10 protein-coding genes are annotated in these 11,223 nt (G+C 71.7%); 4 read left to right on the top strand and 6 right to left on the bottom strand.

The window, feature by feature from the left end:
* Window positions 1-57 precede the first annotated feature (57 nt).
* Window positions 58-1,275 carry an amidohydrolase family protein gene (locus AQJ46_RS33260; protein ID WP_059209088.1) on the bottom strand — a complete coding sequence of 406 codons (1,218 nt, stop codon included), beginning with the start codon at window positions 1,273-1,275 and terminating at the stop codon, window positions 58-60.
* Window positions 1,276-1,401: 126 nt separating this feature from the next.
* The gene (locus AQJ46_RS33255; RefSeq protein WP_059209087.1) at window positions 1,402-2,148 is read right to left on the bottom strand and encodes a dienelactone hydrolase family protein; all 747 of its coding nucleotides are present in this window, start codon (window positions 2,146-2,148) and stop codon (window positions 1,402-1,404) included.
* Between the two features lie 107 nt (window positions 2,149-2,255).
* Here AQJ46_RS33255 and AQJ46_RS33250 point away from each other — a divergent pair, with 107 nt between their 5' ends.
* Complete coding sequence (locus AQJ46_RS33250; protein ID WP_059209086.1) at window positions 2,256-2,846, top strand: TetR family transcriptional regulator; 591 nt, start codon at window positions 2,256-2,258, stop codon at window positions 2,844-2,846.
* 3 nt (window positions 2,847-2,849) lie between these two features.
* Here the strand turns inward: AQJ46_RS33250 and AQJ46_RS33245 are convergent, their stop codons facing one another.
* Both AQJ46_RS33245 and AQJ46_RS33240 read right to left on the bottom strand, forming a co-directional pair.
* The gene (locus tag AQJ46_RS33245; RefSeq protein WP_059209085.1) at window positions 2,850-3,560 is read right to left on the bottom strand and encodes a TIGR03943 family putative permease subunit; all 711 of its coding nucleotides are present in this window, start codon (window positions 3,558-3,560) and stop codon (window positions 2,850-2,852) included.
* Entirely contained in the window at window positions 3,557-4,579 is a 1,023-nt protein-coding gene (locus AQJ46_RS33240) for a permease (RefSeq protein ID WP_057612327.1), read from the bottom strand. The genes AQJ46_RS33245 and AQJ46_RS33240 overlap by 4 nt, the downstream gene beginning before the upstream one ends.
* A gap of 235 nt (window positions 4,580-4,814) precedes the next feature.
* Here AQJ46_RS33240 and AQJ46_RS33235 point away from each other — a divergent pair, with 235 nt between their 5' ends.
* Window positions 4,815-6,683 (top strand): NAD-binding protein, encoded by a 1,869-nt coding sequence (locus tag AQJ46_RS33235; protein ID WP_059209084.1) that lies wholly within the window; start codon window positions 4,815-4,817, stop codon window positions 6,681-6,683.
* A gap of 196 nt (window positions 6,684-6,879) precedes the next feature.
* On the opposite strand, the gene AQJ46_RS33230 is transcribed toward AQJ46_RS33235, so the two are convergent.
* Window positions 6,880-8,703: a S9 family peptidase gene (locus AQJ46_RS33230; protein ID WP_059209083.1), complete on the bottom strand. Its 1,824-nt coding sequence runs from the start codon at window positions 8,701-8,703 to the stop codon at window positions 6,880-6,882.
* A gap of 151 nt (window positions 8,704-8,854) precedes the next feature.
* On the opposite strand from AQJ46_RS33230, the gene AQJ46_RS33225 reads away from it, so the two are divergent.
* Both AQJ46_RS33225 and AQJ46_RS33220 read left to right on the top strand, forming a co-directional pair.
* The gene (locus AQJ46_RS33225) at window positions 8,855-9,229 is read left to right on the top strand and encodes a nuclear transport factor 2 family protein (protein WP_059209082.1); all 375 of its coding nucleotides are present in this window, start codon (window positions 8,855-8,857) and stop codon (window positions 9,227-9,229) included.
* Between the two features lie 43 nt (window positions 9,230-9,272).
* Window positions 9,273-10,085, top strand: a complete 813-nt coding sequence (locus AQJ46_RS33220) for an SURF1 family protein (RefSeq protein ID WP_059209081.1) — start codon at window positions 9,273-9,275, stop codon at window positions 10,083-10,085.
* Between the two features lie 54 nt (window positions 10,086-10,139).
* Here AQJ46_RS33220 and AQJ46_RS33215 read toward each other — a convergent pair whose 3' ends face one another.
* Window positions 10,140-11,168, bottom strand: a complete 1,029-nt coding sequence (locus tag AQJ46_RS33215) for a hypothetical protein (protein ID WP_059209080.1) — start codon at window positions 11,166-11,168, stop codon at window positions 10,140-10,142.
* Window positions 11,169-11,223 lie beyond the last annotated feature (55 nt).

The raw sequence follows: 11,223 nt of genomic DNA, 5'->3' as shown, positions 1-11,223 counted from the left end.
GCCACAGCCCGACCGCTGGTGCATCCCCCGTCGCCAGCGGTCGGGTCTTTTCATAGGTCACTTGTCGAAGCCGAGCTCCAGCATCCGGATCGCGTTCCCCCGCAGCAGCTTGTAGGTCACGTCCTCGGACAGCCCGGCCACGTGTTCCCACGCGACCTGCTTGGTGTGCGGCCAGGTCGAGTCGACGTGCGGGTAGTCGGTCTCGAAGGTCGCGTTGTCCACGCCGACGGTCTCGATGGCCTCGATGCCGTGCTTGTCGCGGAAGAAGCAGCAGAAGATCTGCCGGTAGTAGTACGTCGACGGCGGCTCCGGGATCAGGTCCTTGACCCCGCCCCAGGCCCGGTGCTCCTCCCAGACGTCGTCGGCGCGTTCCAGGGCGTACGGGATCCAGCCCATCTGGCCCTCGCTGTACGCCAGTTTGAGCCGCGGGAACTTCACCAGGACGCCGGAGAAGAGGAAGTCCATCATCGAGGCCATGGCGTTGTTGAAGGAGAGGGATGCCTGCACGGCCGGCGGGGCGTCGGGGGACGCGGCCGGCATCTGGGAGCTGCTGCCGATGTGCATGTTGACGACCGTCCCGGTCTCCTCGCAGGCCGCGAAGAACGGGTCCCAGTAGCCGGAGTGGATCGACGGCAGCCCCAGGTGGGTCGGGATCTCGCTGAAGGTGACGGCCCGTACGCCCCGTGCGGCGTTGCGGTGGATCTCCGCGACCGCGAGGTCGACGTCCCAGAGGGGGATCAGGCACAACGGGATCAGCCGGCCCCCGCTGTCCCCGCACCACTCCTCGACCATCCAGTCGTTGTAGGCGCGCACACAGGCGAGCCCGACCTCCTTGTCCTTGGCCTCGGCGAAGGTCTGTCCGCAGAAGCGGGGGAAGGTGGGGAAGCACAGGGAGGCCTCGACATGGTTCATCTCCATGTCCTCCACCCGGGCCTTCGGATCCCAGCAGCCCCGCCGCATCTGCTCGCGGGTGATCCCGTCGAGGGTCATCTCGTCCCGTGAGAATCCGACGGCCGCGATGATCCGCTTGTACGGGAAGAGGTCGCCCTCGTACTCCCACCAGTCCGTCATCTGGCCTTCGGGATCGGTGGTGAACCGGTACTTCCCGCCGACGTACGCGAGGTCCCCGATGCCGGCGGTGAGCGGCTTCGGCCCCCTGTCCCGGTACTTCGCCGGAAGCCAGGTCTCGAAGAGGTGCGCGGGCTCGATCACGTGATCGTCCACGCTGATGACTTTGGGGATGTCCCGGGTTCCGCTCTCGGTGGTGACGGCCATTGCCTGCCCCCTAGCCGGTATCTGATGGGTCGTCAGATTGCAGGCTAGGGGGAGGTTCCCGCAGGGGCAAGGGCCAGGCGGGTCGGCCTGACACCGCCGCACCCGCGGCCGTGGCCCGGGTATGGGTCAGCTGGAGAGCCTGCGGGCGAACAGGTCCAGCAGCGCACTCCAGTGACGGTCCGTCGGCTCCGCGCCGTACATCACCGTGTCGGCCTGGGTGAAGCCGTGGCGGGCCCCTTCGTAGACCTCGCTGCGGTGCTCGACGCCCGCCTCGGTGAGGGCCTTCTCCAGGCGGGCGATCTGGTCGGCGGGGTTGGTGGAGTCCTGGTCGGCGTGGCCGAAGTAGAGCTCGGCGGTGATGTGTCCGGCGAGGAGATGCGGGCTGTCGGGGGCGTCCGTGGCGAGGCGGGCCCCGTGGAACCCGGCAGCGGCGGCGATCCGCTCGGGGTGGGTGCCCGCGGTGCGCAGGGCGAGGCCGGCGCCCATGCAGTAGCCGGTCACACCGACCGGACCTCCGGTGGTCAGGGGCGATGCGGCCAGCCAGTCGAGGTAGACGGCGGCGTCCCGCATGGCGCCCTCGGGGGTGAGGGTGCGCGCGGCGGGACCGAGGTTCTGGATGATCTCCGGCCGCTCGGCGGGGTTGATGAACTCGGGGAGTTCGACGACCGGGGCGGGGCCGTACCGGTAGAAGACGTTGGGGACGAGGACCGTGTATCCGGCCCCGGCCAGCCGGTCCGCCATCGACTTCAGGTGAGGTCGCAGGCCGAAGGCGTCCATGTAGAGGAGGACGGCAGGGTGGGGGCGACCGTCGTCGGGCAGGGCGAGGTAGGCGTCGGCGGTGCCGTCCTGGGTGGTGATCTCGATCATCGTCATCCGGGTTCTCTCCTACGACGGTCCAGTCAGTGTGAAACTGAGTGTCACATTAGTGACTGAGATCTACAGTTGCCAGTGCGGTCCGGCGCGGGCGATACGATCGGCGGGTGACCGGAGCCGCGCGTACCACCACGAGAGACATCGCCCGGGCCGCCGTACGGGCCGAACTCGCCCAGGTGGCCTTCGAGTTGTTCCGCCGCGAGGGGTTCGACAAGGTCACGCTCGACGACCTGGCGGCAGCGGCCGGGGTCTCCCGCAGCACCTTCCTCCGGTACTTCGGCACCAAGGAGGACGCCGTGCTCGGCGCCTTCGAGGGCCAGGACCGGAAGGTCGCCGACGCGCTGCGGGCCCGGCCGGCCGACGAGGACGACTGGACGGCGCTGCGGCGCGCCCTGGACGCGGTCATCGGGCGCTACCACGAGGACCCGGCCGGCGCCCTGGCCACCACCCGGCTCGTCTACGACACACCGTCCCTGTGCGCCCGCCACCTGGAGAAACAGCACAGCTGGCGGCCCGCCCTGGCCGAGGCCCTGGCCGACCGCGCCGGCGCCGGCGGGCCGCCGGCCATCGCCCTGGCCGTTCGCGCGGGCGCCGCGCTGGGCTGCCTGAACATCGCCCTGGAGTACTGGACGGCCTCCGACGGGCGCCTCGACCTCGTCACGCTGCTGGACGAGGCGTTCGCCTCACTGATGGGCTGAGCGTCAGTTGTTCCAGGTCTCGTCGTACGGGTCGCGCGGCGTCGGGACCGGCTTCGCCTGCGTGATCTCGAGGTAGGGGATCGGGCCGCCGTTCACCGTGTCCTTGGTCCGCTTGGCCGTGTAGGTGCCGGTGACCTGGAGCCAGCCGTCCGGCTTGAGGACCGGTGGGATCTGTCCGGTCAGCCCGACCTTGACCGGCTGGGCGTCCGCCGCACAGCAGTTGAGGGCCATGCGGACCAGGTAGGGCGCGCCGGAGTGGTCCAGGGCGACGAACCCGGTGATGACGATCTGCCGTCCCTCGAGTCCCCGGCCGTGCTCGTAGACGGCGCGGCCCGCGTAGTCGGCGAGGCCGAGCCGCAGGGGTCCGCTCTGCGGGAGCTTCGCGTAGCCGTACGACTGCTGCAGAGCCGTACCCGTGCGCATCGCGCTGTAGGAGCCGAGGGCGGGCGGGGCGACGAGAATCAGGGCGAACAGGGGCAGGACCAGCAGCCAGGAGACCCGGGGTTCGCGGTGGGCGTGTTCCTGCTCCTTGGCTCTGGCCCGCCACTCGTACCAGGCCGTCGCCAGCGCCGTCGCGATGAGGACGACACCGGCCGCGAGGACCAGCGGGCGCAGGCCCGCCTTGACGTAGCGGAGGTAGAGGTCGGTGAGGCCCGCGTGCAGGAGGGCCGCGCCGAGGACGAACAGGACCGCCGACTGTGCCTGCCGGTTCACAGCATCACCAGCCCGGTCAGGACCGAGACCACGATCGCCAGCGCGAGGGTGGCGGGCGCGAACCGCAGGGCGAAGGCGCGGCCGAAGGTGCCCGTCTGCATGGCGAACAGCTTGAGGTCGATCATCGGGCCGACGACCAGGAAGGTCAGCCGCGCGGTGAGCGAGAACTGGGTGAGCGAGGCCGCCACGAACGCGTCCGCCTCCGAGCAGATCGACAGCACCACGGCGAGGGCGGCGAGGGCCAGCACGGCGATCACCGGGTTCTCCGCCGCCGTACGCAGCCACGTCTGCGGGACCACGGCCTTCAGGGTCGCCGCCGCCATCGCGCCGACGACCAGGAAGCCGCCCGCGTGCATCACGTCGTGCCGCACCGATCCCCAGAACGCGGCGCCCTTGCCCTGACCCTCGTACGCGTGCCGGGCCGGAGACTTCAGCAGGTCGGTGCGGCCGAGGCGCAGCCAGAGCCAGCCCATCGCACAGGCCACCAGCAGGCTCGCGACGAGCCGGGCCACGACCATCTCCGGGTTGCGCGGGAAGGCGACGGCGGTCGCCGTCAGCACGATCGGGTTGATCGCCGGTGCCGAGAGCAGGAAGGCGAGCGCCGCGGCCGGGGTGACACCCCTGCGCACCAGCGCTCCGGCCACCGGCACGGACGCGCACTCGCAGCCCGGCAGCACCACGCCCGCCATCCCGGCCACCGGCACCGCGAGGGTGGGGTTCTTCGGCAGGGCGCGGGCAAAGAACGACGGCGGCACGAACACCGCGATCGCCGCCGACAGCAGCACCCCGAGCACCAGGAAGGGCAGCGCCTGGACGAGCACGGCGACGAACACCGTCATCCAGCTCTGCATGACCGGCGCGCCCAGCGCCCCGCGGATCGGGCCCTGGCACAGCACCACCAGGAGCATCAGCAAGGTCAGCAGGAGAGGGGAGTTGAGGCGCCGCGCCTCCGGGTCCGGTGCCGGGCGCGGGTCCTCGCCGGTGTCCCGCGTGCGCGGAGGTGCTTTGGTGACGGCCACGGCCGGGATCCCTCCGGTGGTGAGGTGCTGGTTCCCCTGCTGGTGCGTACGGCGGTGAAGGTCCGTTTGCTCAGCGTGCGCGTAGGTTTGGGGATTTCTTGGGGAAGCTTGGCCACCACATGACATCACCCGGGACCCCGGCCGTGGCACCTCCCGTCACGGTGGGGCACTCTTCTCCCTTGTGGGGAGCGTTCCGAACCAGAGTCCAGGGCTGCCGGGCGACGCGGCCGCGCACATGGTGGTGTGCGGGGACGACGGGCTCGCGCACCGGCTGGCGGCCGAGCTCAGAGGGGTCTACGGCGAGCAGGTCACGCTCGTCGTGCCGGCCTCCGAGCGGTCCGTGCGGCCACCGGTGGTCGTGCGGGCCCGAGCCGCGTCCGCACTGCTCGACCGGGTGGTGACGGCGGCCGCCGGCCTGACCGGCAACGGGGGCGGAGGCGGCAACAGCGGTACCGCCCCCGCTGCCGAACCCCCGGGCGGCGTACGGCTGATGGAGGCCGCCGAACCGAACGAGGCGGCGCTCGCCGAGGCGGGCGTGGAACGGGCGCACGCGCTCGCGCTCGTGTACGACGACGACGAGACCAACATCCGTGCCGCCCTCACCGCCCGCCGCCTCAACCCCCGGCTGCGGCTCGTGCTGCGGCTCTACAACCGGCGCCTCGGCCAGCACATCGAGGAACTCCTCGACCAGGCCGCCGCGTTGGCCTCCGGCGAGGGGGCGGGCGGCCCGGCCGACGGTTCCGGGTTCGACGCCTCCACGACCGTGCTCTCCGACGCCGACACGGCCGCGCCCGCGCTGGCCGCCACCGCCCTGACCGGCACCAGCAAGGTGCTCCAGACCGGCGGCCTGCTGCTACGGGCGGTCGAACGGCCGCCGTCCGGGGCCGGGACGAGCGCCGACCCGGGTCTTGCCACGCTCGCCCTGCTCTCACCGACCGACAGTGCCGGGCCCGGCGGCGACCAGGGGCCGACGCTCCTGCCGGACGCGGCGGCGGTACGGGACGGCGGTGGGCGCGCGACCGTCGTGCTGGAGCAGGTGTCGTACGCCGGGCCCTCCTTGCCCGACGGGCGGGGTGTGATGCCGTGGTTCGCCTCGCTGTTCTCGCGACGGCTGCGCTGGTCGCTGGCGGGGATGGTGGGATGCGTGCTCGCGCTCGCCGTCGCGCTCTGGCTGGTGACCGGGATCCACCCCCTGCGTGCCTTCTACCTGACGCTGCTCGATCTGTTCGCGATCGACGACCCCGCGATCGGGGAGTCCGTCGGGCGACAGATCCTGCAACTGCTGTCCGGGCTCGCCGGGTTGCTGCTCCTTCCGGTGCTCCTCGCGGCGGTCCTGGAAGCGCTCGGCACCTTCCGCACCGCGTCCTCCCTGCGCAAACCGCCTCGTGGCCTTGGCGGACATGTCGTGCTGCTCGGGCTCGGCAAGATCGGCACCCGGGTGCTGACGCGGCTGCGGGAACTGAACATCCCCGTGGTCTGCGTCGAGTCCGACCCCGAGGCCCGCGGACTCGCCACGGCCCGACGGCTGCGGGTGCCGGTGGTGCTCGGCGATGTCACCCAGGAAGGAGTCCTGGAGGCCGCCAAGATCCACCGTGCCCATGCGCTGCTCGCGGTGACCAGCGCGGACACGACGAATCTCGAGGCCGTGCTGTACGCCCGGGCCGTGCGGCCCGATCTGCGAGTGGTACTGCGGCTGTACGACGACGACTTCGCGACGGCGGTGTACCGGACCCTGCGGGCCGCCCACCCCCGGGCATCCACCCGAAGCCGGAGTGTCTCCCATCTGGCGGCTCCCGCCTTCGCCGGGGCGATGATGGGGCGGCAGATCCTGGGGGCGTTTCCGGTCGAGCGGCGGGTGCTGCTGTTCGCGGCGGTGGATGTGGGCGGGCATCCACAACTGGAGGGGCGGACGGTCGGCGAGGCGTTTCGGGCGGGGTCCTGGCGGGTGCTGGCGCGGGAGGAGTCCGGGGACGCTCCGGGACTGGCGTGGGACCTGCCGGACACGTATGTGCTGCAGGCGGCGGATCGGGTGGTGCTGGCGGCGACTCGGCGGGGGCTCGCGGAGTTGCTGGGGCGCAGGGGACGGGAGCGGGCGGGGACATAGCCGTTCGTTGCGGGGTGCGGGGTGGTGGGGGCTGGGCGCGCCCCGCGGCGGAGCCGCTGATGTCACAGCCCCGCGCCCCTGGCTGGGTACAGCTCTGCCGACTTCAAGTGCACCGACCCAGGGGCGCGGGGCTGTGTCGATGTGCGGCTCCGCCGCGCGGGCGCGACCAGCCCCCACCACCCCGCAGACGAAGTTCCTACCCCCGCGACCCCAAATGCCTTGCCGCGAAGTCCAGTTCCAGCTTCACCTGCTTGATCCGCTCGTCCACCACCAGCGACCCGTGACCCGCGTCGTACCGGTACACCTCGTGCACCGCCCCCCTCGACTCCAGCCGCTTCACATAGTTGTCGACCTGACGGATCGGGCACCGCGGGTCGTTGACGCCCGCCGAGATGTACACCGGAGCCTTGACCTGGTCCACGTACGTCAAGGGAGACGACGCCTCGAAGCGCTCCGGCACCTCCTCCGGCGTACCGCCCAGCAACGTACGGTCCATCGCCTTCAGCGCCTCCATCTCGTCGTGGAACGCCGTGACATAGTCCGCGACCGGCACCGCCGCGATCCCCAGGGCCCACGCCTCCGGCTGGGTGCCCAGGCCGAGGAGCGTGAGGTAGCCGCCCCAGGAACCCCCGGTGAGAATCAGCCGCTCGGGGTCGGCGAGGCCCGAGCCGATCGCCCACTCCCTGACCGCCGCGATGTCCTCCAGCTCGATCAGACCGACCCGGTGCTTGAGCGCGTCGGTCCACGCGCGCCCGTACCCCGTGGAGCCGCGGTAGTTGACCCGCACGACGGCGTACCCGTGGTCCACCCACGCCGCCGGGCCCGCCGCGAACGAGTCGCTGTCGTGCCAGGTCGGACCGCCGTGGATGTCGAAGACCGTCGGCAGCGGCCCTGTCGTGCCGGCGGGCTTCTGGACCAGGGCGTGGATCCGGCCGCCCGGGCCGTCCACCCACACGTCCTCCACCGGCACCGAACCAGGGGACTTCAGACCCGGCGGGTCCAGAACCACCTCACCCGTCGTCGAGCGCACCGCCGACGGCTCGGCGGCCGAGGACCACAGATACTCCACGCTGCCGTCGGGGCGGGCCGTCGCCCCGGAGACCGAACCGGGCGGGGTCGGGACCTTCTCGAGCTTGCCGCTCGCCAGGTCGTACCGGAAGAGCTCGCTGCGCGCCTCGAAGCTGTGCGCGATGAGCAGGCCCGTGCCGTCCGGATACCACTCGGCGCCCACGTCACCGGGGAGGTCCAGGTCGAGGTCGGTCTCCTCGCACGTGGCCACGTCCCACACCAGCGGCTCCCAGCGGCCGCGCCGCTGATGGCCGATGAGCAGCCGGGTGTCGCCGTCGACCGGGGCGAAGCCCAGGACCTCCAGGCCCAGTTCCTCGGTGCCGCCCTTGGTGTCGTCGAGCTCGGCGACCGCCGTGCCGTCGGCGCGCAGCACGCGCAGTGCCGAGTGCATCGCGTCGCCGTGCTCGGTGTGCTCGACCGCGATCAGCGAGCCGTCGTGGGAGAGGTCGCCGACGCCCGCCGACTCGCGGTGCCGGTAGATCTCCACCGGGTCCTCGCCGGTGCGCACGAGGTGGATGGAGGTGCCCTCGTCGTCGGTCGAACAGCCCACGACCGCCGTACGGCCGTCCCGGCCCAGGGCCACGCCCGCCGGGTAGGAGGCCTCGAGACCGGGCGCGGCGAGCTCGTCCGCGCCGCCCTCGAAGGGCTGGCGGCGCCAGACGCCGAACTCGTCACCGTCCTTGTCGTCGAACCACCAGATCCAGGCGCCGTCCGGGGAGAGCACGCCGTCCGTGGTGCCGTTCGGCCGGTCCGTCACCTGGCGCTGTCCGCCCGTCGCTCTGTCCCAGGCGTACAGCTCGTACGTCCCCGTGGCGTTGGAGACGAACAAGGAGCGGTCGGGGGCGTCCTCCGCCCAGTCGGGCAGGGAGACCCGGGGCGCCCGGAAGCGCTTCTCCCAGTCCGGCATGTCGTACTTCCGCTCGGCCGCGGCGGACCCGTTGCTCTCAGTCATGACCCCATACTGCCTGCCTTCACAGACAATCCGCAGACGAGGTCCCCAGCCTGTGGAAAACTTCTACCAGCCACTTACCCGAACCCCGTCCGACCAGGTCGGAAAGGCCGGCCAGGGCCCGTTGTCAGTGGCGGGGTGCAGACTCGTCCCCATGACCGATCTGCGCAAGACCGTCGAGAGTTTCTGGGCCCTCGCCGAGGCCCGCGACTGGACCGGGTTCGCGGACACGCTGGCCGAGGACGTCCTCTACACCCTGCCGCAGACCCGCGAGCGCATCAGCGGACGGGAGCGGTTCGTCGAGTTCAACCGTGAGTATCCGGGCGACTGGCATCTGCGGGTCGAGCGGATCGTCGCCGAACCGGGCCAGGTCGTCACCTGGGTCCACTTCACGGTGGGTCTGGAGGAGATGTACGGCATCACGTTCTTCACCGGGGACGAGAGCGGCCGTATATCCGTCATCACCGACTTCTGGCCGGAGCCGTACGAGCCCCCGGCGGGCCGGGAGCACCTGACGGAGGGGTTCTGACCCCGCGCCCCGGCGCCCCGGGGCGGCCCCGTACCGTGGGAGTGTGTACCGGTTTCTGCTGACGCCCCGCTGGTTTGGCATCAACGTCTTCGTGCTGCTCGCCATCCCGTTCTGCATCTTCATGGGGTCGTGGCAGCTGAGCCGGTTCGAGGACCGGATGACGGCGAGCCGGGACGCCGAGCAGCAGGTGACCACCGACGCGCGGGAGGCCGCGCGACCGCTGGCCGAGCTGCTGCCGGTGGATCAGGTGACCTCCGGCAAGCAGGTCACCGCGAGCGGGCGCTACGACAGGCAGTTGCTCGTCCCCGACCGGCAACTGGACGACCGCGAGGGCTACTACGTCCTGACGCTGCTGCGCACGGACACCGGCAAGGCCCTGCCCGTGGTCCGGGGCTGGCTGCCGGGCACCCCCGATCCGGCGAAGGCCCCGGCCGCGCCGAAGGGCGAGGTCACCGTCACCGGTGCGCTGCAGGCGTCGGAGACCCCCGGCGACAACGGCGTCAGTGCCCAGGGCGGTCTTCCGGCCGGGCAGACCGCGGCGATCAGCGCGGCCTCGCTGATCAACCTCGTGCCGTACGGCGTGTACGACGCGTGGGTCACCCTCAACACCGGTGACTCCGGGATGAAGGCCGTACCGGCGACCGCGCCCGCCGACAGCGGGCTGGACCTCAAGGCCTTCCAGAACCTCGGCTACACCGGTGAGTGGTTCGTCTTCGCCGGCTTCGTGGTCTTCATGTGGTTCCGCCTGATGCGCCGCGAGGTGGAGTTCATCCGGGACGCGGAGCTGGGGATCCTCCCGGACGACGACCAGCAGGAGCGGGACCGGGAGCAGCCCCAGGCGAAGGCCAGCGCCTGAACCCGAGCGTCCCCCGACGCCCGTTCACCCACCGCTCGAAGTCCGCTCAGGTCGTCACGACGACGTGAGCAGACCCGTCCAGTACACGACTCCCGCGCACGCGTTGGACACCGTCGTCGACACCGACGGTCCGCCGCCCTCCGCCGTGTTCGTCACCAGGACGCTCCCGTCGGCCGTGCCGCCCTCCGTGAGGAGCTGGGTGGAGGTGCCGGTGTCGCCGCCGGTGGAGGAGCCCTCGCTGCTGGAGGCGTCCGGGGAGGTCGTGGGGTCGGGGCTGGGGTCGGTCGAGGGTTCCGTGGTGGGGCACGTCTCGGAGGGCACCCAGGCGAACTTCACGTCGTAGGAGGAACCCGGCTGCAGCAGCAGCTGGGAGACCTCCTGGGACGGGTCGGGCAGCCCGGCCGACGCCACGTCGCCGGAGACATGCCGCAAAGCGCTGATCTTGCTCGCGTCGGCCGCGCCCTGAGCGGTCGGCGTCACGATGCCGGGCCCGGAGACCGTACAGGCGGCGGTGGAGCCGTTGGTGATGTGGAACGTGCCGTAGACCGTCCCGGAGGCGTCGGGCACCGCGGTGCTCGCCGGCGGGGTGCCGAGCTGTGCGGCCGTACAGACCGGGGCGCTCGCGGCGGCCGTGGTGGAGGGGTCGGTGCCGCTGCTCGCTCCGGTGCTCGCGCCCGCGGACTTGCCCTTGTCGGGGTCCTTGGACTCACCCGTGCCCTTGTCCTCGGGCTTGCCCGCGGAACCGCCTGAGGTGGACTCGCCGCCCTCCTCCTCCTTGCCCTGGCCGGCGCCGCCCTGCATCTGGGAGGCGTGCCCGGCGTTGGAGGTGTTGGCGCTGGTACCGGTGGAGGAGACGTGCACGACGGCGGGGATCGCGGTGCCGAAGAAGAGGGCGGCGGCCGCCATGCCGACCACGGCCTGTCGCTTGCGGGCCCGCCGGGCGGGTACCGCCTTGCGCAGATGGTCCAGGGTGCCGTCACGCGGCTCCATCTCCTGGACCGCCTGGTGCAGCATCCGTCGCAGTGCCAGCTCGTCCGAGTCGAACTCCCCCGTGGAGATCGGATCGTCGGGGCCGTGGTTCACAGTTCCGTTCCCAGCGTGCGATTGCTTGTGCTCTTGCTGAGCCGCCCAGGTCGGC

It is taken from the genome of Streptomyces canus (genome assembly GCF_001514145.1).
Lineage (GTDB): Bacteria > Actinomycetota > Actinomycetes > Streptomycetales > Streptomycetaceae > Streptomyces > Streptomyces canus.
Note: the sequence above shows the minus strand (reverse complement) of the source record. Positions and strands in the feature narration are given on the sequence as shown.

Bases quoted from the DNA above. Each gene is read 5' to 3' on its own strand.
- AQJ46_RS33225 (WP_059209082.1), top strand. From the start codon at position 8,855: ATGACCGATCTGCGCAAGACCGTCGAGAGTTTCTGGGCCCTCGCCGAG.
- AQJ46_RS33255 (WP_059209087.1), bottom strand. From the start codon at position 2,148: ATGACGATGATCGAGATCACCACCCAGGACGGCACCGCCGACGCCTAC.
- AQJ46_RS33230 (WP_059209083.1), bottom strand. From the start codon at position 8,703: ATGACTGAGAGCAACGGGTCCGCCGCGGCCGAGCGGAAGTACGACATG.
- AQJ46_RS33260 (WP_059209088.1), bottom strand. From the start codon at position 1,275: ATGGCCGTCACCACCGAGAGCGGAACCCGGGACATCCCCAAAGTCATC.
- AQJ46_RS33235 (WP_059209084.1), top strand. From the start codon at position 4,815: ATGGTGGTGTGCGGGGACGACGGGCTCGCGCACCGGCTGGCGGCCGAG.